At 44.2% G+C, this 20,985-nt stretch carries 19 protein-coding genes and 1 tRNA gene; 12 read left to right on the forward strand and 8 right to left on the reverse strand.

Annotated elements, in window-relative coordinates:
- Positions 1–466 precede the first annotated feature (466 nt).
- On the reverse strand, positions 467–1,024 hold the full coding sequence (locus tag ACW689_RS20575; protein WP_476294193.1) for a GNAT family N-acetyltransferase: 558 nt from the start codon (positions 1,022–1,024) through the stop codon (positions 467–469).
- A 142-nt stretch (positions 1,025–1,166) separates the two neighbouring features.
- Between ACW689_RS20575 and ACW689_RS20580 the strand changes: the two genes are divergently transcribed.
- Positions 1,167–2,009 (forward strand): arylamine N-acetyltransferase family protein, encoded by an 843-nt coding sequence (locus ACW689_RS20580; RefSeq protein ID WP_476294194.1) that lies wholly within the window; start codon positions 1,167–1,169, stop codon positions 2,007–2,009.
- Here the strand turns inward: ACW689_RS20580 and ACW689_RS20585 are convergent.
- Positions 2,006–2,776: a substrate-binding periplasmic protein gene (locus ACW689_RS20585; protein ID WP_476294195.1), complete on the reverse strand. Its 771-nt coding sequence runs from the start codon at positions 2,774–2,776 to the stop codon at positions 2,006–2,008. The genes ACW689_RS20580 and ACW689_RS20585 overlap by 4 nt on opposite strands.
- Positions 2,777–2,934: 158 nt before the next feature.
- On the opposite strand from ACW689_RS20585, the gene ACW689_RS20590 reads away from it, so the two are divergent.
- A complete protein-coding gene (locus ACW689_RS20590) occupies positions 2,935–4,263 on the forward strand; it encodes a tetratricopeptide repeat protein (protein ID WP_476294197.1) in 1,329 nt (442 codons plus the stop codon).
- Between the two features lie 52 nt (positions 4,264–4,315).
- Here the strand turns inward: ACW689_RS20590 and cysQ are convergent, their stop codons facing one another.
- The 6 genes from cysQ to cysG are packed head-to-tail and all read right to left on the reverse strand — an operon-like array spanning position 4,316 to position 11,237.
- Complete coding sequence (cysQ, locus tag ACW689_RS20595) at positions 4,316–5,089, reverse strand: 3'(2'),5'-bisphosphate nucleotidase CysQ (protein ID WP_476294199.1); 774 nt, start codon at positions 5,087–5,089, stop codon at positions 4,316–4,318.
- Between the two features lie 3 nt (positions 5,090–5,092).
- Positions 5,093–5,689, reverse strand: coding sequence for an adenylyl-sulfate kinase (gene cysC / locus ACW689_RS20600; protein ID WP_476294201.1), 597 nt, complete (start codon positions 5,687–5,689; stop codon positions 5,093–5,095).
- 12 nt (positions 5,690–5,701) lie between these two features.
- A complete protein-coding gene (locus tag ACW689_RS20605; RefSeq protein WP_476294202.1) occupies positions 5,702–7,426 on the reverse strand; it encodes an SLC13 family permease in 1,725 nt (574 codons plus the stop codon).
- A 32-nt stretch (positions 7,427–7,458) separates the two neighbouring features.
- Complete coding sequence (gene cysN, locus ACW689_RS20610) at positions 7,459–8,874, reverse strand: sulfate adenylyltransferase subunit CysN (protein ID WP_476294203.1); 1,416 nt, start codon at positions 8,872–8,874, stop codon at positions 7,459–7,461.
- Positions 8,874–9,773 carry a sulfate adenylyltransferase subunit CysD gene (gene cysD, locus ACW689_RS20615; RefSeq protein WP_476294205.1) on the reverse strand — a complete coding sequence of 300 codons (900 nt, stop codon included), beginning with the start codon at positions 9,771–9,773 and terminating at the stop codon, positions 8,874–8,876. The genes cysN and cysD overlap by 1 nt, the downstream gene beginning before the upstream one ends.
- A gap of 42 nt (positions 9,774–9,815) precedes the next feature.
- Positions 9,816–11,237 (reverse strand): siroheme synthase CysG, encoded by a 1,422-nt coding sequence (gene cysG / locus ACW689_RS20620; protein ID WP_476294206.1) that lies wholly within the window; start codon positions 11,235–11,237, stop codon positions 9,816–9,818.
- Between the two features lie 333 nt (positions 11,238–11,570).
- Here cysG and deoC point away from each other — a divergent pair, with 333 nt between their 5' ends.
- The 10 genes from deoC to rpoB all read left to right on the forward strand — a co-directional run bounded on the left by deoC (position 11,571) and on the right by rpoB (position 20,938).
- Positions 11,571–12,320: a deoxyribose-phosphate aldolase gene (gene deoC / locus ACW689_RS20625; protein ID WP_476294207.1), complete on the forward strand. Its 750-nt coding sequence runs from the start codon at positions 11,571–11,573 to the stop codon at positions 12,318–12,320.
- A complete protein-coding gene (locus tag ACW689_RS20630) occupies positions 12,304–12,807 on the forward strand; it encodes a hypothetical protein (protein WP_476294221.1) in 504 nt (167 codons plus the stop codon). Before deoC ends, ACW689_RS20630 begins: the two co-directional genes overlap by 17 nt.
- Positions 12,808–12,929: 122 nt before the next feature.
- A tRNA-Trp gene (locus ACW689_RS20635) sits at positions 12,930–13,006 on the forward strand.
- A 127-nt stretch (positions 13,007–13,133) separates the two neighbouring features.
- The gene (gene secE, locus ACW689_RS20640) at positions 13,134–13,511 is read left to right on the forward strand and encodes a preprotein translocase subunit SecE (RefSeq protein ID WP_476294209.1); all 378 of its coding nucleotides are present in this window, start codon (positions 13,134–13,136) and stop codon (positions 13,509–13,511) included.
- Positions 13,512–13,515: 4 nt separating this feature from the next.
- The gene (gene nusG / locus ACW689_RS20645) at positions 13,516–14,073 is read left to right on the forward strand and encodes a transcription termination/antitermination protein NusG (protein ID WP_152087339.1); all 558 of its coding nucleotides are present in this window, start codon (positions 13,516–13,518) and stop codon (positions 14,071–14,073) included.
- A gap of 172 nt (positions 14,074–14,245) precedes the next feature.
- Positions 14,246–14,674, forward strand: a complete 429-nt coding sequence (gene rplK / locus ACW689_RS20650; protein WP_070982801.1) for a 50S ribosomal protein L11 — start codon at positions 14,246–14,248, stop codon at positions 14,672–14,674.
- Between the two features lie 5 nt (positions 14,675–14,679).
- Positions 14,680–15,381 carry a 50S ribosomal protein L1 gene (rplA, locus tag ACW689_RS20655; protein ID WP_476294211.1) on the forward strand — a complete coding sequence of 234 codons (702 nt, stop codon included), beginning with the start codon at positions 14,680–14,682 and terminating at the stop codon, positions 15,379–15,381.
- A 335-nt stretch (positions 15,382–15,716) separates the two neighbouring features.
- Complete coding sequence (rplJ, locus tag ACW689_RS20660; RefSeq protein WP_476294213.1) at positions 15,717–16,211, forward strand: 50S ribosomal protein L10; 495 nt, start codon at positions 15,717–15,719, stop codon at positions 16,209–16,211.
- Positions 16,212–16,282: 71 nt separating this feature from the next.
- Positions 16,283–16,645: a 50S ribosomal protein L7/L12 gene (gene rplL / locus ACW689_RS20665; RefSeq protein ID WP_070982798.1), complete on the forward strand. Its 363-nt coding sequence runs from the start codon at positions 16,283–16,285 to the stop codon at positions 16,643–16,645.
- 267 nt (positions 16,646–16,912) lie between these two features.
- The gene (gene rpoB, locus ACW689_RS20670) at positions 16,913–20,938 is read left to right on the forward strand and encodes a DNA-directed RNA polymerase subunit beta (RefSeq protein WP_476294216.1); all 4,026 of its coding nucleotides are present in this window, start codon (positions 16,913–16,915) and stop codon (positions 20,936–20,938) included.
- The last annotated feature ends 47 nt before the right edge of the window (positions 20,939–20,985 follow it).

Consider the following 20,985-nt stretch of genomic DNA (forward strand, 5'->3'; position numbering starts at 1 on the left):
CTATCGTTGAGTAATATCGACTTTAGTTAATGCCACAAAGCATTAGAAAAACCCGAGCTTAGGCTCGGGTTTTTTTATGTCTTGTAGGTTGGTATAAGCGTAGCGCCATCCGACGGGTAGTCCCTTAGCGGTTGTTAGACTGGCTTATTTCACCTTGCGCAAAAGGAAACGCACTCACTGCGTTCGCTGTCGTTAGCCCTTTGCACGAAAGTCACTTTGGTGGCCTTTTTTAATGTCTAAGATTCGGGTTTTGTAGGTCGGCATAAGCGAAGCGCCATCCGACGGTGTGAGTCCCTCAGCGGTTGTTAGATTGGCTCATTTCACCTTGCGCAAAAGCCACGGACTTCGTCCATGATTTTGCACTCCAGCTTGCGTAAAGGAAACGTTCTCACTGCGTTCGCAGTCGTTAGCCCTTTACACCAAATTCACCTTGCGCAAAAAGAGCGTATTCGCTCCGCTCAAGTCGCTAACCTTTTGCACGATATTCATCATTCACAAGTGCGGTTAAGATGTGATCTTGCCACTGACCATTGAGATATAGATAATCTCGTGCATATCCCTCTACCGTAAAGCCAAGCTTTTTTAAAAGCGCTGCGCTCTTTTCGTTTGTCGGAACGTAGTTAGCCATGATCCTATGCAGATGCTTTTCCCCAAATAGCCAGTCAATAACACAGCTTAATGCTTCGTGCATCAGCCCCAAACCGTTGTGTTGTTGATCAAGCTGATAACCGACAAAGCACGCTTGAAATGGACCTCTTTGAACGCCTGATATGCAAATTTGACCAATGATGATGTTTGGATCGTCCTTTGCAAACAGGTAAAACTGATACTGGGTTTCATTTTCAAAGCTCGTTTGTAAGTGGACGAGATGCTCACGCCAATACTCAGCAGAGAAAAAGTTTTCGTCACGAGTGGGTTGGGAGTGGGCAAAAAAGCTTTTATTGCGTGTGTAAAACGATGCGACTGAGTGAGCAAAGTTGACATGGGCACTTCTGATCACAATTCGTTGAGTGTCTAATTTCATGATTGGTTGAATCAAATCATTCGTTAATGAGTTACATGGCAGTGTGCCTTATTTTTAAATAAGGTACAAAAAGAGTTTGACCTCAACTTAGCTTGAGCTTTTACCTTGGCAAACAGACTGACGCATATTTAAGGAAATAACGATGTTAAATACACACTCACACACTTTGCCAAGCTATATAAAACACTACTTAGAAAGCTTAAAAATCACCGCTCCTATCGGCAGTTTTGAATTTGTTGAACAACTGCAAAAGCAGCACCTTGCTACCTACAGTTTTAGCAGTATTAATGCTATGCAAGGAAAATATCTTAACCTCGATGCCGCGCCTTTATTTGAGCGTTTAATCGCAACACGACAAGGGGGTTATTGTTTTGAACATAATCGGGTTATGTTTTTAACTTTAGAAGCGCTTGGCTATGAAGTGAGGCCAGCCTTAGCACGGGTTATGCTCAACGGTAAAACAGACAACCCTTGTACACACCGTGTGACATTACTCAGCTTTGCAGGAAAGACCTACTCGATTGATGTGGGGTTCGGTGTTAAAGCCCCTATTATGCCAATCGCAATCGACCAAGATCAAACATTGAGCCAAGGGCCAAATTGCTACCAAGTTACCCGAACGGCCTCTCACGCGACTATCGCAATGACAAAACCTGAGCCGTTAGGTTTGTATCAAATCGACTTGGCACAAGTATTTGAAGGGGATTGTGAGGTTGGGCATTTTTATAGTCATCAGCACCCAGAAGCGGCATTTGTGAATAATTTAGTGGTATCACGTATCGATAAGGGCCAGCGTTATTTGATCCGAAACCTGCACTTTAATCACCTGAACGAACACACTAATGAGCAAGTTGACATAACAATTACGCAGCCAGATCAGTTGGAGAGGCTATTAAAGGACTACTTCAACATTGAAGCACAATCTGCATCGCTACACTTTGCATTTGAGAAAATCATCAGCCGTTTTGCGCAGCAAGCCAGTTAATTGGCGTGCTGGTGCATGGCTTGTGTACATCGTGTTGCGGTATTGAGCTTAGGGCTGATTTCTTTGAAGCCTTGTTGCAGCCTTCTTATCAAAGTGTCATCGCTATTAATATTGGCCGCCAAATACATGCGTTTGCTTAAGTGGGGTGAGACGTAAACTCGCTCCCATTCGCCACTTCTACCTAAAGAATGTTGTATGTTCTTAATAAACAAGTCAGCGCCATAGAGTAAGTCAACTCTATCTTTGTTGAGCATTCGTGCGCCTTGCTCATGGCTAGCTAAAATGACCAAATTATCTTCTTGGCTAAAACCTTCCTCCACAAGATGCTGTTCGGTTGGTTGCCCTGAGGCCACGGCCACGACGTATTTTCTAGCATCTTCAAGGCTATTTACTTGAATATCCTTGCGCGCTTTGAGCTTGTAAAACGAGACCTTAATCTCACATAGAGGTGCTATCCAATGATAAAGCTTTTCCCTTTCAGTGGTGCGTGCTAGCGAATAAATCAAGGCGTTAGGCGTATGATTAACGACATGATTGGTCCGAAACCAAGGGAGTACATGAATTTTATAATCGATATTTACATGTTTGAATAAAGCATCAACAAACTCAGTAGCGACGCCGCCGATTTTTCCAGGCCCTAAAAACTCTTGATAGGGTGGAAAGTCTTCAGTGTAGATGTGAATGAATTCGTTTTTAGTGTTGGTCATAGCTGAGGAATTGAGAGCCAATAAGAATAAAATGGGAAAAAAGCGACGCCAATGTTGCATAAGCACTCCAAAAAATGAAGGTGTTTACTAAGCGTAGTCAAACTGATACAAAATGGCGGTATTTTATGAATCGCGAATTGCGCCTTAATTGGATACAATGAAACCATATTTCAATGATTTCTGTGCTTGAGACTGACAAGAAAAAGGATTAAAGCGGTATGACCCGAATTAGTGTATTAATGGCTTCGGTATTGTTAATGAGCGCCTGCACGAGCTTAGTGGAGAAAGGCGATAAGCTCTATGAGCAGGGCATGTATCAGCAAGCTGCTGATTTCTATCAACAAGCATTAAATGAAGATGCGAATGATGTGGAAGCACAGCAACGATTAACTCAAGCACGACATAAGATTATTGACCGGGGTTTAATTGAAGTAAGGATGCTGCGCTTGGCCTCTAACCATGTTGCTGCTGCAGACAAATTAGAAACCATTCTGCGCAATCAAAGTGAGTGGCATCTAGAAACAATGGGCGCACAGGCGGCAACACAGCACGAAGAAGTCGCATACGCAGGCCAGTTCTTGCGTCAATATGCACAAGATCTCTCAGCGAGTCAGTTTCCCGATAAATTCCGATGGTTTGAATACAAATATGCATTTTTAATTTCAAATACCCAGCTATCACCTCAGTTACATAGTTATCAGCAAAAACTAACACAACTTGCACAACATAAGTGCGATGCATTGGCCAGCCAGGTGTATGGGCAGCGTTTTTACCTAAAACAACTGACGCAAAAGTATTGTTCGGTTTGGCAAACTAAAAAGAAGCTAAAAGTCGATAACTATGATGAAAGCCGTTTTCGCAGGGTGGTTTTTAATAAGCAGTTGCAACTCAATACGCCAGACAGACGTGCGCACCAACAGCTCATCGACGGCACAATAAGTCAGTTGAAAGACCGTTTCCAACGTAGCCTCTGGTACTCTCCAAAAGGTGCGAATACGTTGACACTGAATATGCTCGCAGATGTTGACTACAAACGTGACAGCATTCATAAGCAGCAAGAAAAACGCTATCTCGTAGAAGAATATCGACCTGATCCAAATGATAAAAGCGAGCAAGTTGCAGTAGAGGTGGAGCGTGTTTATATATACCCCGTAATTGATTATCGTGAAAGTTACTCGGTACGCTTAAGCTATCAAGGTCAATTAGCTAGCATGTTACTATCTAACCAATATATGGATAGCCAAAGCAATCAAACGACCAGTCACAGTGCTAATTTTGAAGAAGCTGAACTAAAGCCACAGGTGGCGCAGTTTTTGGATCAAAGTAAAACCATGTCGAGTTACTTGTCACACCTCACATTTAATTTTGATGAGCAACTTAAGCAGTTATGGCTTAATCAGTATTGTCACAATCAATACGCAGAGGCCGATGCTGAAAACGTTTTACGCTGTGCGAAGGTTGCCCCTTCAGATAGCTATGTAAATAGCTGGTTTGAACGCCAATTCGGCATTGATTATAAAGCAATGCAAACACTCTATGGCGTTTAATTTTTGCATATTTCGGATAGTAAAAAGGTCGGCGAAGCCGACCTTTTTACTGTTATTCGCTGATAAGCCTTGACACAACAAAGTACGGGTTTAGGTAGCTCTCTTTTTGGTTATACAGTAAGGGGCTACCGTCGATTTGAGTGACCTTTGCGCCTGCAATGTTTGCTACGGCGTGACCCGCCCCTGTGTCCCATTCACTTGTTGGCCCTAAACGGGGATAAATATCAGCTTGGCCCTCTGCCACTAAGCACAGCTTTAATGAGCTGCCTTTTGGCACCATTTCCACTTCATCAAACTGTTCAAGGTAGGCTGCTAAGTCGGGGGATGGGTGAGAGCGTGAACCCACCACGTTAATTTTGCCTTTGTTGGCTTTTTCTGTCACTTTTAGTTCAATCCGTGCTTCGCCACACTCTCTAAATGCACCGATCGCTTCAGCGGCAAGGTAACTGACGTTTAATGCTGGCGCATGGACCACACCCAATATAGGCTTGCCGTTTTTGATCAACGCGATATTAACAGTGAATTCGCCATTTTTCTTGATAAATTCTTTGGTGCCATCAATTGGGTCAACGAGCCAGTATTGTTGCCAGGTTTGTCTTGTTGGCCAGTCAATATCAGCGTTTTCTTCGCTAAGAATTGGTAGCTCGGGTGTCAAAGCTTTTAGACCTGCTACGATCACTCTATGGGCTGCGTAATCGGCGTCGGTTACAGGGCTCTCATCGGCCTTGTATTCCACATTAAAGTCCTTGGCATAAATGGGCATAATGGCGTCGCCGGCCTTTCGTGCCAATAGTAGGATCTCTTCAAGCAGATCTGTTTGGTTCATGGCTTATCCTATGATGTTATTGTCTTTTAGGTATGCTACTAACTGTGCAACAGATTGGTCGAGCGAGTTTTTGCTGGTATCCAGAATAACTTCCGGGTTATTCGGCACCTGGTATGCTGAGTCGATGCCCGTAAAGTGTTTGATTTCACCCGCTCGGGCTTTTTTATAAAGGCCTTTAGGGTCGCGTTGTTCACACACATCTAATGGGGTATCTAAAAAGACTTCTATAAATTCGCCTTCGTCCAGTAGCGAACGTACCATATCACGTTCTGCTCGAAAGGGGGAAATAAAGGCTGTGAGCACCACTAAACCTGCATCCGCCATCAGTTTGCTGAGCTCACCGACACGACGGATATTTTCTATTCGATCTTCATCGCTGAACCCTAGGTCTTTGCACAGGCCGTGGCGGACGTTATCACCATCAAGTAAGTAGGTGTGCACACCCTGTTGATGTAAAGCACTTTCTAGTGCGCCTGCAACGGTACTTTTTCCCGAACCAGAGTATCCGGTAAACCATAGCACACAAGGCTTATGACGTTTTTGTTCGCTGCGCTGGTTTTTGTCAACGGCATAGTTATGCCATACGATATTTTCGTCCATACTCGGTGCCTACTAAAATGGAAAAACCAAAGGAATTAAAGTTAAAACGGTAATTGAATAGATTATCGACAGGGGTAATCCCATGGTCACATAATCTTTGATACGGTAATTGCCTGCGCTATACACCATTAAATTAGTTTGATAACCAAAAGGTGAAATAAAGCTAGCCGATGCGCCAAATGCAACCGCCATGATAAAGGGGAGGGGATTGACGCTGAAGCCAATGGCTAATGCATAGGCCACAGGGAAAGACAGTGCTGCTGCTGCATTGTTAGTAATTAACTCAGTAAACACCACGGTCATCACAAAAATAGCAATAAAGGCGCCATAAGGACCGAAGTCTCCTAAAACATAAAATAGCGCATTGGATATTTGCCCAGCCAAACCCGTATCTATCATTAATTTAGCTAAGCCAATGGCACTTCCGACGATGGCTAGCAGTTCAAGCGGGAAGCGTCTTTTAAGCTCGTTAAGCTTGACCGTACCAGTCAAAAATAACCCGAGGAGTAATACCATGAGCCCTTTAACGAGTGGGAATAGGTCAAATATACTCAGTACCAACACACTGCTAAATGCAGCCAACACTAGATTAGATTGTTGCGGCTTAAGGTGAGCTTGTAAATCAAGCCCTGAAATATAAACAAACTCCCGCTTGAGGTCCGGCAATTCGTAAAACTGGCTACCAGGAGCCAAGATCAGAGAGTCACCTGCTTGCAGCCTAATTTGCCCAAGGCCGCCTTGCAATCTGTCATGACCACGACGAATGGCAATGACCGCGGCATGAAATTGTTCACGAAAACGCACCTCTTTTACAGTTTTACCTATGTACTTTGACGATTGGCTCATAACGACTTCGACGAGGTGCTCTACATCTTTCTCGTGTTTGTCGTGTACTATTTTTAAGCCATCAAAGCGTGATAAAAGTGGCACGGATTTAATATCACCCACAAACAGAAGCACATCGCCTTGTTGGATAACCTGTTGTGGCGTAACCGCACAAATGCGCCGCTCACCATGAATGATCTCAGCAAGGAATAGATCTTTTAAATCACGTAGGCCATTCTCTTCTACCGTTCGACCAATTAACTTTGAGCCGGGTTGCACTTTACCTTCAAGATAAAAGGGCACGACCTCTTGGTCATTTTTGCCATTATCGGGTAAGTATTTTAGGAATACCATAATGGTCAGTAAACCAACGACTAACGCGCCTAAGCCGACAAGGGTGAAGTCAAAAAAGCCGAGCGGCTGCATGCCTGCCTCGACGGCAAAGCCGTTGACTATCAAATTCGTCGAAGTGCCGATAAGCGTCAGAGTTCCGCCTAAAATGGCAGTATACGACAGTGGTAATAGTAATTTAGATGGTGAATGAGTCGGACTTTCTTTTATCGCTGAGATCAAAGAAGCGACAACCGCTGTATTGTTAGTGAACGATGATAAGAACGCGGTGGATAGCCCCAATTTCATCACGGACTTAGATAAGCTGCCTTTTGCCAGTGATTGCGCCAAGGTTTGTACTAATGTCGTTTTTTCTATGGCAATTGATACCAGCACCAACAAAACTAAAGTGATTAGAGAAGGATTGGCATAGTTAACTAACATGCCTTCAAGTTCAATTAAACCGGCAAGGTAGCTGGCGCTAATCGCACCTACAAACAACCAAGCGGGTTTTAAGCGGGTGCCGAAGAGGCACCCAACAAGAGCTAACATAATGCCTGTTAAAATTAACTGCTCATACATGCAAAAATGCTCCTAATAACAGGCGATTAATGTTACTTAAGCTTGCTGATATCAAGCGCTTGCCAGTGTGGGAAGTGCTTGCGAACCAGCGCATTCAGTTCAACTTCAAACTCGCTAAATTGAGTTGCTGTTGTTGCTTGTGCCGACATTAACGCTTCGACCATCCCTGCACCCACAGTCAGGTTGCTAAGGCGATCAATTAAAATAAATGAGCCTGTCTCACGGTTGTTGCGGTAAACGTCAGCCAAAATGCTTTCAGTGAGCTCGAGTGTGACAATCGCGATTTCGTTAAGTTGCAACGAATCGGCTTGGCCATGTTCAAGCGTATTAACGTCAATGGTATGGTCAATGTGCTTAACAATTGCAGAGGTATTTTTGCTACCTAACTTAAAGTTATAGCTTTTACCAATAACCAATGGCGCTTCATGCATCCATACCAGTTTAGCTTGAATTAAATTCGTGACTTGTGCGCTCGAGTCTACAGGAACAATCACATCGCCTCGGCTTACATCCACTTCGTCATTCAGTGTCATCGTAAACGCTTGCCCTGTTTCTACTTGCTCTAGGTTCCCATCAAACGTCACCAGTTCTTTGATGCTTGATTGTTTACCTGATGGCAGTACTTTAACTGCTTGGCCTACTGTTAAGGCACCCGAAGTCAGTGTGCCTTGGAAACCTCGAAAATCTAGGTTTGGACGCACTACATATTGCACAGGGAAACGTGCTTCAAACTCGGTGTTTGCCGCTGCCGCAGGCGAATCTTCCAGTAACTCAAGCAAGGGTTTATCTGTGTAATAAGGCGTGTTTTCAGAACGCGTTACGACATTGTCGCCTTTTAGTGCTGACATCGGCACAAACTTGATGTTTGTGACGTTCAATTGTTTTGCAAATTCTAGATACTGTTCTTTGATACGATTAAATACCGCTTCATCAAAGTCACAGATATCCATTTTATTGATAGCAACAACAAATTGCTTAATGCCTAACGAGTCACAAATAAAGCTGTGGCGCTTAGTTTGAATTTGCACACCATAACGAGCGTCAACCAAAATAATGGCCAAATCACTTGTTGATGCACCGGTTACCATGTTACGTGTGTACTGCTCGTGTCCTGGTGTGTCGGCGATAATGAATTTGCGTTTTGCCGTTGAAAAGTAGCGATATGCTACGTCAATGGTGATCCCCTGCTCGCGCTCAGCTTGCAGACCGTCAACCAATAACGCCAAATCTAGTTCCTCACCGGCATTACCTACTTTTTCATTGTCTTTGTGTAGAGCAGCTAACTGATCTTCATAAATTTGATGGCTGTCGTGCAGTAAACGGCCGATAAGCGTTGATTTACCATCATCTACACTACCACAGGTCATCATGCGTAATAGGCTTTTATCTTGCTGGCGAGCAAGGTAGGCATCAATACCTAACTCTCTAACTTCGTTGGCTGTAGACATTAGAAGTACCCCTCACGTTTTTTCTTCTCCATTGACCCTGCTGAGTCATGGTCAATCACTCGTCCTTCACGTTCTGATGACGTTGATAACAACATTTCTTCGATAATTTCAGTTAGTGTGCTAGCCGTTGACTCAACTGCACCAGTGAGTGGATAGCAGCCAAGCGTGCGGAAACGCACCGATTTCATTTGTGGCACTTCACCTTCTTCTAATGGCATACGCTCATCGTCAACCATGATCAACGTACCATCGCGCTCAACCACTGGGCGCTCTTTAGCAAGATATAATGGCACCATTTCAATATTCTCTTGATAGATATATTGCCAAATATCCAGCTCAGTCCAGTTTGACAGAGGGAATACGCGAATGCTTTCCCCAGGGTTAACTTGGCTGTTGTAGGTATTCCAAAGCTCCGGACGCTGATTTTTTGGGTCCCAGCGGTGATATTTATCACGGAATGAATAAACACGCTCTTTTGCACGAGATTTCTCTTCATCACGGCGCGCGCCACCAAATGCGGCATCAAAACCGTATTTATCAAGCGCTTGTTTTAAGCCTTGAGTTTTCATCACATCAGTATGTTTCGCTGAGCCATGTGTGAATGGCCCAATGCCCATTGCAATACCTTCTGGATTCTTATGCACCAGTAGCTCAAAACCATACTCTTTTGCTACGCGGTCGCGAAACTCAATCATCTCACGGAATTTCCAGTCGGTGTCCACATGCAGAAGTGGAAACGGGATCTTCGCCGGATAAAACGCTTTACGCGCTAAGTGCAGAAGTACCGAAGAGTCTTTACCAATAGAGTAAAGCATTACTGGATTTTCAAACTCTGCGGCGACTTCGCGAATAATCTTTATACTCTCAGCCTCAAGTTGCTGAAGGTGTGTTAAAGCCATGGTAGTCGTCCTACATCAAATATTAAAATTACATAAAACCTGTTAAGCCACATCGGTGAGTGGCTGAGCGAAGCTGCTCACTTGCGTGGTTTGTCCAAACCACGCAAGTTGCTCATGGAGCGCGGCAACTTCACCAATAATGAGTAACGCGGGCGATACAATCTGTTGCGCTTCTATCTGCTCGGCTAACTGATCAAGCTGCGTTCTGACAACTCGCTGCTCTTTTCGGGTGCCATTTTCGATGATAGCCACAGGTGTATCCGCTGCGCGACCATACTTCAGCAATTGTGCTTGAATATGCGGTGATTTAATTACGCCCATATAGATAGCTAACGTTTGATTTGGCTTGGCTAATGAAGGCCAATCAAGCTCTTGTCCGTCTTTTTTACAATGCCCTGTTACAAACTGGATTGCCTGAGCATGGTCGCGGTGTGTCAGCGGTATACCTGCATAGGCACTACAGCCTGCTGCTGCTGTGATCCCAGGCACTATCTGATAATGCACTTGGTTTGCAGCCAGCACTTGTACTTCTTCACCACCACGGCCGTAAATGAAGGGGTCGCCCCCTTTAATGCGGCATACTTTTTTACCTTGCTTGGCCAAATCAACCAGCATTTTGTTAGTATCTTCTTGTTTTACACTGTGATTGCCTAAACGCTTGCCAACACAGATTAAATCAGCATCGCGGCGCACTAACTCCATGATCTCATCGGAAACGAGGTAATCGTATACCACCACATCAGCTTGTTGCATTAACTGTAACGCTTTTAGGGTGAGTAATTCAGGGTCGCCTGGACCTGCACCTACGATATAGACTTCGCCTTGTGGTTCAGGTTTGGCATCTAACATCTCGTGTAGCTGCTCGGTAGCACCTTGCGTATCACCAGCTTGCACCTTGCTCACTACGCTTGAGTCGAACACGCCTTCCCAAAATTGTCTGCGATCTGCAAAATGCTTAAAACGCGCCTTAACGTGCTCTCTGAAGTTGCCTACTAATTTGGCGAGTGGACCAATATGTTGTGGAATGAGTGTTTCAAGCTTTTCGCGTAGGCGTCTTGCTAATACTGGGGCTGTACCCGCGCTAGAGATTGCAATGGTAATGGGATCTCTATCTACAATAGACGGGAATATAAATGTACATCTTGGTTGGTCATCTACCACATTGACAAAAATATGACGTGCGTTCGCCAATTCAAATACTTGCTTGTTAACTTCGTCGCTATCCGTTGCTGCGATCACGAGCATTTGTTCATTTAAGTGAGTCTCATTGAAATAGTCCTCAGTGAGAATAACGTGATCTTGTCGTGCATGTTCACGAAGTTCGTCGCAAAATTCAGGGGCAACGACAGTCACTTTAGCGCGTGCTTTGATAAAGGCGCGGCATTTTCTAAGCGCAACATCACCGCCACCGACGACGAGAACCGGTTTGTTATCAAGTTTGGTGAAAATAGGTAAATACTGCACTGTATGCTCCAAAAAACACAAAAACAACGCGCTAGCTAACCTTAGCTGTAGCGAACAGGAGAGCAGAATATAATGTGCATTGTCGAGGAAAAAATAATTAAAACCTAGTTTATATAACCAAAAGTTATATATCGACTTGCGAAATGGCTTAAGGCTTTATTTACAGTACTTTGCGAGATGTTAAGTTGTGTGTCACACTCGTTATAGTGTTTGGTTATGAGATATAAGTTGTCATAGCACTGAAGTTGCATCTGGTGCGGACATATGTCCTGTGGCATTGGGGCTGGATGATTTTAACTAAGCCAAGAAATTGATATAAATGGAATCGTAATAATGGCATTGTACGAAGATGCTGAATTAGCACTGAATTTGATGGACCTGACATCATTGAATGATAATGATGACGATAAAGCAATAGCGCAGCTAATTGACAGCATTAATCCTGAGCTAGGTTTGCCAGCGGCGGTATGTGTTTACCCGCAGTTTGTTGCGCTAGCAAAGAGGCGCTTAAAAGAGCGTGGACTTGAGCAAATTAAAGTGGCAACGGTCACTAATTTCGCTGATGGAAAGCAACCTCTAGCGGCGGTATTGGCACAAACCGAGCAAGCACTTGCTGATGGCGCGGATGAAATTGACTTGGTATTGCCATATCAACAGTTAATCGCAGGTGATCCCGATACGCCATGGCAATATGTGCATTCCAGCAAAGCACTATGTAGAGGTAAGGCGAAGCTCAAGGTCATCATTGAGAGTGGTGTACTACAAACTGAGGCGTTAATCCAACAAGCCAGTGACGTGGCAATACTTGCAGGTGCTGATTTTTTAAAAACAAGTACTGGAAAAGTAATGGTTAATGCGACGTTAGAAGCAACAAAAGTGATGCTGGAATGTATTAATGCTTCAGGTAAAGACGTGGGCTTCAAAGCGGCTGGCGGTGTGAAAACGGTGGCCCAAGCTGCGGAGTATTTGCGCTTAACCGAACAAATCATGGGAAGCAATTGGCTCAGTGCGACACATTTTCGTTTTGGTGCGTCGAGCTTGCTAGCGGATGTGTATGAAACAATCAGTGCCCAGAGAAAGTGATTTAGAAAAACTACAGCTCGAACACGATGCGGCCAAGCTATTCTTACGCTGTTATGAGCAGCAATATGGCATACCGATGCGACACATTTGGCATAATGAACCAAGCAAGCCTGATGTGAGCTGTTATCAAGGAGATGAGCGCCTTGATATTGAAGTCGCGCATTTGTATGCCAGTGAAAAAGAGGCCATGGCCGTATTAGGCAGGCCTTTGTCACTGGAAACACAAAGAGAGCTTGCAGCTATGGCGCAAGCGCCTAGTGAACAACGATTGAAATTTGCCTTAGGTCGGCTGCTCAACCAAAAAGCCTTCAAGCGTTACCACTCAAACCGAACTTGGCTGCTCATACGTAACGCCAGCACTTTGTGGCACCACGCCGATTTTACAGCCATAGTTGGTCATCTTGACTATCCTAGCAATCATGCATTTGAGCAAATTTGGCTATTAACAGACTTTTATAATCCCGATCTTATCCGCCTAGATACTTGAATAGCGCGAGAAATACCCCATTTATAAAGGAAGACGAGGATTTTGCTGCAGGATTTTTATGTTTGCACATCTTTTACTCTTGTTTTCAAATTGTTCGTCAGTATAATGGGCATCCACTTTGCAGGGGCGTAGTTCCAATTGGTAGAACAGCGGTCTCCAAAACCGATGGTTGCGGGTTCGAGTCCTGCCGCCCCTGCCAATTCAGAGCTAGTCCAAATCTAAAAATGTGTGTTTGAACTCCTAAGCGCTTATTTCTAAATTTGGATTTAATGGATTAACCCTGTTATATGCAGGGTTGTTGTGTCTGTATTTAAGGTAAATAAATTATGAGCACTAATGTTGAAAACCCGTCTAGCTCGATGGACATGGTAAAATGGCTAATTGCAATCACGCTACTTACGGGTGCGGTAGTTGGCAACTATCTTTATGCAGATATGTCTGTTCTGGTACGTGCCGTGGGTGTGGTTGCAGCGGTCGCAGCTGCATTGGGTGTTGCAGCGACGACTGAAAAGGGGCGTACTTTTATTGCCTTTGCAAAAGAGTCTCGCATCGAGGTACGTAAAGTTGTTTGGCCAACGCGTCAAGAAACAACTCACACTACGTTTATCGTAATGGCAGCGACAGTAGTAATGGCGTTGATCCTTTGGGGTCTAGACGGCATTTTATTTAGAGTTGTTGGCTTTTTAACTGGATTGGAGATCTGATCCCATGTCGGATGAGAACAAAGAAAAGAAATTACGTTGGTACGTAATTCAAGCGTTTTCAGGTTTTGAAAAGCGCGTTGCTCAAACTATCATTGAGCACATTAAAATTGAAGGCTTAGAAGACAGCTTCGGTGAAGTGCTTGTTCCTACTGAAGAAGTAGTTGAAATGAGAGCCGGCCAAAAGCGCAAATCTGAGCGTAAATTTTTCCCAGGCTATGTACTGGTAGAAATGGATATGAATGATGCGAGCTGGCACTTAGTGAACAGCACGCCGCGTGTAATGGGCTTCATAGGTGGAACATCAGACCGCCCTGCACCTATCAGCAAAAAAGAAGCTGATCGTATTCTTAACCGCTTACAAGAAAATGCGGAAGCACCTAAGCCTGCGACTCTATTTGAAGTGGGTGAGGTGGTTCGTGTTACTGACGGTCCATTTGCAGACTTCAGTGGTGTGGTTGAAGAAGTGGACTATGAAAAGAGCCGCTTAAAAGTATCTGTATTGATCTTTGGTCGTTCTACACCTGTAGACTTAGAATTCGGCCAAGTAGAGAAAGATAAGTAATTCTTTTAAGAAGTATTGAAAAAGGCCGCTGGTTAACTTATAATCAGCGGCCTTTTTGTATGCTAAAGATTTAAGTCTTTGCAAAATCAAAAAGTTTTTTATTAATTGGGAAGCCGTCTGAGTACGCGTCCTCGCGCGCACAAGGCTAAGACCCACCTAATGAGGTATTATCATGGCTAAAAAAGTTGAAGCTCTAATCAAGCTACAAGTTGCTGCTGGTATGGCTAACCCTAGTCCTCCAGTAGGTCCTGCACTAGGTCAACACGGTGTAAACATCATGGAATTCTGTAAAGCGTTCAACGCACGTACAGAATCTATCGAAAAAGGCGCACCGGTTCCTGTTGTTATTTCTGTATACAATGATCGTTCTTTCACGTTCGACATGAAGACTCCTCCTGCTTCTTACCTTCTTAAGAAAGCTGCAGGCATCAAGTCTGGTTCTGGCCGTCCAAACACTGAAAAAGTGGGTACTGTTACACGTGCTCAACTTGAAGAGATCGTTGAGACTAAACGTCCAGATTTAACAGCAGCTGATATGGAAGCTGCAGTTCGCACGATCGCAGGTTCTGCACGTGCAATGGGCTTGAACGTAGAGGGTTAATAGAAATGGCTAAACTTACTAAACGTATGCGTACTATCCGCGAAAAAGTGGATGTTACTAAAGATTACGAAATCAATGAAGCAGTTGCTTTGCTTAAAGAATTAGCAACAGCTAAGTTCGTTGAAAGTGTTGACGTTGCTGTTAACCTTGGTATCGATGCACGTAAATCAGACCAAAACGTTCGTGGTGCAACTGTACTACCACACGGTACTGGTCGCGAAGTTCGCGTAGCTGTGTTCACTCAAGGTGCTAACGCTGATGCTGCTAAAGAAGCTGGTGCTGATTTAGTTGGTATGGAAGACCTTGCTGAGCAAGTTAAGAAAGGCGAAATGAACTTTGACGTTGTTGTTGCTTCTCCTGATGCAATGCGCGTTGTTGGTCAACTAGGTCAAATCCTAGGTCCACGTGGTCTTATGCCTAACCCTAAAACTGGTACTGTAACGCCTAACGTTGCAGAAGCAGTTAAAAATGCTAAAGCTGGTCAGGTTCGTTACCGTAACGACAAAAACGGCATCATCCACACTACTATCGGTAAAGTGGACTTCACTGCTGAACAGTTACAACAAAACCTTGAGTCTCTACTTGTTGCACTTAAGAAAGCTAAGCCTTCTCAAGCAAAAGGTACTTACTTGAAGAAAGTAAGCATCTCAACAACTATGGGCGCAGGTGTTGCTGTTGACCAAGCTACTCTAAATACGCAAGTATAATTTTAGAGAATAGCATTTACATGGCGTAATTTTTGAACTATAATCTTGCGCCATTTTGTTGATAATTTCATACGAAAAAGTTCAACAAAGAAAGAATTCGGGTTGAAGCGTATAATTTCGCAACACTTTTTAAGTAACGCGATAAATTGCGCTTCCGTCCAAGACCGTAGGTGGTTTCGGCCTTAATCGTCCTACGTAGACGGTGTGAATCCCAGCTAGATTTTTCCTAATCTTCTGGCTCTCGCCGTAAAAAGCATCTCTGCTGAGATTATTAGCAGGGTAGAGTAGAACTGAAAAACATATATGTGTTTTTCTATAAACCAGGAGTAACACCCATGGCTTTAAATCTTCAAGACAAAAAAGCAATTGTTGCTGAAGTCAACGAAGCTGCCAAAGGTGCTCTTTCAGCAGTTGTTGCTGATTCTCGTGGTGTAACAGTAGGTGCAATCACTGCTCTTCGTAAAGAAGCTCGTGAAGCTGGTGTATGGATGAAAGTTGTTCGTAACACCCTAGCTAAACGTGCTGTTGAAGGCACTGATTACGAATGCCTTAACGAATCACTAGTTGGTCCAAGCCTTATCGCTTTCTCTTCAGAGCACCCTGGTGCTGCTGCGCGTATCTTCTCAGATTTCGCGAAAAAGAACGAAGCATTTGAGCTTAAAACTGCTGCATTCGAAGGTAAAGTTGTAGACGTAGATATGCTTGCTAAGCTACCTACTTACGACGAAGCTGTTGCACGCTTAATGAGCGCTATGAAAGAAGCGTCTGCTGGCAAATTGTGTAAAACAATTGAAGCGGTACGTGTACAGAAAGCTGAGCAAGCTGCTTAATTTAAGCCCCGCTCCTTTCTTTAATAAATTTTTTGAACCACATGGGTTCGTAAATCATTAGGAAATTTGAAATGTCTGTAACTAAAGACCAAATCCTTGACGCTATTGCTGAAATGTCAGTAATGGAAGTTGTTGAACTAGTAGAAGCAATGGAAGAAAAATTCGGTGTAACTGCAGCTGCTGCTGTTGTTGCTGCTGGTCCTGCTGAAGCTGCTGAAGAGAAGACTGAGTTCGACGTAATCCTAGCTGCTGCTGGCGGTAACAAAGTTGCTGCAATCAAAGCGGTACGTGGCGCTACAGGTCTAGGCCTTAAAGAAGCTAAAGCTCTAGTTGAGTCTGCTCCTGCACCAATCAAAGAAGGTGTATCTAAGGAAGAAGCTGAAGCACTTAAGAAAGATCTTGAAGAAGCTGGTGCTGAAGTTGAGATCAAGTAATCTAGCTCCTGCTAGGTTCGCTGCCTGAGCAATCAGGCAAGGGCTGGTGATTATTTAATCACCGGCCCTTTTGCGCTATAGCGAGATGGCTTTCTATCGCGCAATAAAATTCTAAATTTCACTGGTATTTTCAATAACTTACATGTTTTTGCTAATATCAATGACATTTAGTACAACAATTAGATGTTGTTATCATGGCTTGAATGCCAGTTAAGTCTGTTCTTACAAGAACAGGTTGGGTCAAAGATCAGCAAGCTGAGGAACCCCATGGCTTACTCTTATTCTGAAAAGAAACGTATCCGTAAGGATTTTGGTAAACGTCCACAAGTTTTGGACATACCTTTCTTACTGTCGACGCAGTTAGAATCGTTCAAAAAGTTCTTGAATCCGGACGCTGATGGCGACCACGGTTTGGAAGCTGCTTTCCGTTCTGTGTTTCCGATCAAAAGCTACTCGGGCAATTCTGAGCTACAATACGTGAGTTATCGTATTGGTGAGCCAGTATTCGATGTAAAAGAATGTCAAATTCGCGGTGTGACTTATTCTGCTCCACTTCGCGTTAAATTACGTCTTGTGCTAATGGATAAAGACGCACCAGGCACAGTTAAAGACATTAAAGAGCAAGAAGTTTACATGGGCGAGATCCCGCTCATGACTGACACCGGTACTTTTGTTATCAACGGCACAGAGCGTGTTATCGTTTCTCAGCTACACCGTTCACCTGGTGTATTCTTTGATAACGACCGTGGTAAGTCGCACTCTTCTGGTAAAGTGCTTTATAACGCACGCGTTATTCCTTACCGTGGTTCATGGTTAGACTTTGAATTCGACGTAAAAGATAACCTTTACGTTCGTATCGACCGTCGTCGTAAGTTACCTGCATCAATCATTCTGCGTGCACTTGAGTTCTCTGCACAAGAGATCTTAAGTTTGTTCTTCGAAACAACAACGTTCGAAGTTGCAAATGGCAAAGTCTTGATGGAGCTAGTGCCATCACGTCTACGTGGTGAGACTGCTGCGTTTGATATTACAGACAGCGATGGCGAAATAGTGGTTGAATCTGGCCGCCGTATTACAGCGCGTCACATCAAAACGCTAGAAAAGAAAGAAATTAATCAATTAGAAGTTCCGCACGAGTACATTATTGGTCGTGTTGTAGCGCAAGATTACATCGATGAGACAACTGGCGAAGTGATCGCCAATGCAAACGATGAATTATCGCTAGAGCTAATGGCTGAACTTGTAAAGGCTGGTCACACTAAGATTGCAACACTTTACATCAACGATGTAGACAGTGGTGCATACATGTCAGATACGTTACGTATCGACTCGACTAGCAACCGCCTTGAAGCATTGGTAGAAATCTACCGCATGATGCGCCCTGGTGAGCCACCAACAAAAGAAGCTGCAGAAGCGTTGTTCGACAACCTGTTCTTCTCTGATGAGCGTTATGACTTATCAACGGTTGGTCGTATGAAGTTCAATAGCCGCGTAGGTTATGACACAGATACAGGCCCAGGTACGTTAAGCAAAGAAGACATCGTGTCTGTTATGCGCGTATTGATCGATATCCGTAACGGTAAAGGCGAAGTGGACGATATCGACCACTTAGGTAACCGTCGTATTCGTTCAGTAGGTGAAATGGCTGAGAACCAATTCCGCGTAGGTTTAGTACGTGTTGAACGTGCTGTTCGTGAGCGCTTGAGCTTAGGTGATCTTGATGCAGTAATGCCACAAGACCTTATTAATGCGAAGCCTATTTCAGCAGCCGTTAAAGAATTCTTTGGTTCTTCACAGCTTTCTCAATTCATGGACCAAAACAACCCGTTATCAGAAGTGACACACAAACGTCGTATTTCTGCATTAGGTCCGGGTGGTCTAACGCGTGAGCGTGCAGGCTTCGAAGTACGTGACGTACACGTAACGCACTATGGTCGCGTATGTCCAATCGAAACGCCTGAAGGTCCAAACATCGGTCTTATCAACTCGTTATCAACGTACGCACGTACCAACGATTATGGTTTCTTAGAAACTCCATACCGTAAGGTGATTGATGGTGTTGTAACTGACGAAGTTGATTACCTATCAGCTATCGAAGAAGGTCAGTTTGTAATTGCACAGGCAAACACAAACTTAGACGAAAATAACGAATTTATTGATGAGCAGATCCCGTGTCGTCACAAAGGTGAATCGACATTTATGGGTCGTTCTGACATCCAATATATGGACGTATCTCCACAGCAGGTTATCTCTGTGGCAGCGGCACTTATTCCATTCCTAGAGCACGATGATGCTAACCGTGCATTGATGGGATCAAACATGCAACGTCAAGCAGTTCCGACGTTAAAAGCAGACAAGCCGCTAGTAGGTACTGGTATTGAGCTAACGCTTGCAAAAGATTCGGGCGTAACTATCGTCGCTAAGCGTGGCGGTGTAGTTAAGTATGCTGATGCAAGCCGTATCGTAGTTAACGTAAATGAAGATGAGCGTATCCCTGGTGAAGCGGGTATCGACATTTACAACTTAACTAAGTACACACGTTCAAACCAAAACACTTGTATCAACCAAAAACCAACTTGTATGGTTGGTGAGCCGGTTGTTCGTGGTGACGTACTTGCTGATGGTCCATCTACAGATTTAGGTGATCTGGCACTTGGTCAAAACTTACGTGTGGCGTTCATGCCTTGGAATGGTTACAACTTCGAAGACTCGATCTTGCTATCTGAGCGCGTTGTTGAAGAAGATCGTCTAACGACTATCCACATCCAAGAGCTACAGTGTATCGCGCGTGACACTAAGTTAGGTCCTGAAGAGATCACAGCGGATATTCCAAATGTTGGTGAATCTGCACTTGGTAAATTAGATGAATCTGGTGTTGTGTACATCGGTGCTGAAGTGAAAGGCGGCGACATCCTAGTAGGTAAAGTAACACCTAAAGGTGAAACGCAACTGACTCCAGAAGAAAAGCTACTACGTGCAATCTTCGGTGAAAAAGCATCTGACGTAAAAGACAGTTCACTACGTGTACCAAACTCAGTATCTGGTACTGTTATCGACGTACAAGTATTTACTCGTGACGGTGTAGAAAAAGATAAGCGTGCCCTTGAAGTTGAAGACATGCAACTTCGTGAAGCGAAAAAAGACTTCAACGAAGAATTCAAGATCCTTGAAGAAGGCGTGTTATCACGTGCACGTAACTTACTTGCTAAAGCTGGCTTCGAAGAAAGCCGCATTGCAGGTCTATCAGCTGACAAGTTGCTTACACAAAGCCTTGCTGATGAAGAGCAGCAATCTGAGCTTGAGCAACTTGCTGCTCAGTACGATGAGCTAAAAGCTGAATACGACAAGAAATTCGAAAACAAACGTCGCAAGATCACGCAAGGTGATGACTTAGCGCCGGGCGTATTGAAGATTGTTAAAGTTTACCTAGCGGTTAAACGTCGTATCCAGCCTGGTGATAAGATGGCGGGTCGTCACGGTAACAAGGGTGTAATCTCTACAATCGTGCCTGTTGAAGACATGCCATATGATGAAAAAGGTCGTACTGTAGACATCGTATTGAACCCACTAGGTGTACCATCGCGTATGAACATCGGTCAGATCCTAGAAACTCACATGGGTCTTGCTGCACGCGGTATCGGTGAACGTCTTGAAGAGATGATGAAAGAGCAACGCGAAATTCATGAATTGCGCGAGTTCATCAAAAAAGCATACGAAATTGGCGATTGTCGTCAAAAAGTCGATATTGCTAGCTTCTCTGATGACGAAGTACGTCGCTTGGCTGAAAACCTTAAAGGTGGTCTACCAATCGCAACACCAGCATTTGATGGTGCACGTGAAGCTGAAATCAAAGACATGCTTGAACTTGGTGGATATCCAAGAAGCGGTCAGGTAACGCTTTATGATGGTCGTACTGGTGATGCATTCGAACGTCAAGTAACTGTTGGTTACATGTACATGCTGAAACTTAACCACTTGGTTGATGACAAGATGCACGCACGTTCAACAGGTTCTTACAGCTTAGTTACTCAGCAGCCGCTGGGTGGTAAAGCGCAGTTCGGTGGACAGCGTTTCGGTGAGATGGAGGTATGGGCATTAGAAGCATACGGTGCTGCCTATACTCTACAGGAAATGTTGACAGTTAAGTCGGATGACGTAAACGGTCGTACCAAGATGTATAAGAACATCGTTGACGGTAACCACAAGATGGAACCGGGTATGCCTGAGTCATTCAACGTATTGCTCAAAGAGATCCGCTCACTGGGTATCAACATCGAGTTGGAAGAAAATTAATCCGACCGCCGCAGCTGCATAAGTTGCGGCAGTTACCCTCCCAGTGG

The sequence above is a fragment of the Pseudoalteromonas sp. ABE4_541 genome, assembly GCF_056312285.1.

Coding starts and splice junctions, on each gene's coding strand:
- ACW689_RS20575 (WP_476294193.1), bottom strand. CDS start 1,024: ATGAAATTAGACACTCAACGAATTGTGATCAGAAGTGCCCATGTCAAC.
- ACW689_RS20580 (WP_476294194.1), top strand. CDS start 1,167: ATGTTAAATACACACTCACACACTTTGCCAAGCTATATAAAACACTAC.
- ACW689_RS20585 (WP_476294195.1), bottom strand. CDS start 2,776: ATGCAACATTGGCGTCGCTTTTTTCCCATTTTATTCTTATTGGCTCTC.
- ACW689_RS20590 (WP_476294197.1), top strand. CDS start 2,935: ATGACCCGAATTAGTGTATTAATGGCTTCGGTATTGTTAATGAGCGCC.
- cysQ (WP_476294199.1), bottom strand. CDS start 5,089: ATGAACCAAACAGATCTGCTTGAAGAGATCCTACTATTGGCACGAAAG.
- cysC (WP_476294201.1), bottom strand. CDS start 5,689: ATGGACGAAAATATCGTATGGCATAACTATGCCGTTGACAAAAACCAG.
- ACW689_RS20605 (WP_476294202.1), bottom strand. CDS start 7,426: ATGTATGAGCAGTTAATTTTAACAGGCATTATGTTAGCTCTTGTTGGG.
- cysN (WP_476294203.1), bottom strand. CDS start 8,874: ATGTCTACAGCCAACGAAGTTAGAGAGTTAGGTATTGATGCCTACCTT.
- cysD (WP_476294205.1), bottom strand. CDS start 9,773: ATGGCTTTAACACACCTTCAGCAACTTGAGGCTGAGAGTATAAAGATT.
- deoC (WP_476294207.1), top strand. CDS start 11,571: ATGGCATTGTACGAAGATGCTGAATTAGCACTGAATTTGATGGACCTG.
- secE (WP_476294209.1), top strand. CDS start 13,134: ATGAGCACTAATGTTGAAAACCCGTCTAGCTCGATGGACATGGTAAAA.
- nusG (WP_152087339.1), top strand. CDS start 13,516: ATGTCGGATGAGAACAAAGAAAAGAAATTACGTTGGTACGTAATTCAA.
- rplK (WP_070982801.1), top strand. CDS start 14,246: ATGGCTAAAAAAGTTGAAGCTCTAATCAAGCTACAAGTTGCTGCTGGT.
- rplA (WP_476294211.1), top strand. CDS start 14,680: ATGGCTAAACTTACTAAACGTATGCGTACTATCCGCGAAAAAGTGGAT.
- rplJ (WP_476294213.1), top strand. CDS start 15,717: ATGGCTTTAAATCTTCAAGACAAAAAAGCAATTGTTGCTGAAGTCAAC.
- rplL (WP_070982798.1), top strand. CDS start 16,283: ATGTCTGTAACTAAAGACCAAATCCTTGACGCTATTGCTGAAATGTCA.
- rpoB (WP_476294216.1), top strand. CDS start 16,913: ATGGCTTACTCTTATTCTGAAAAGAAACGTATCCGTAAGGATTTTGGT.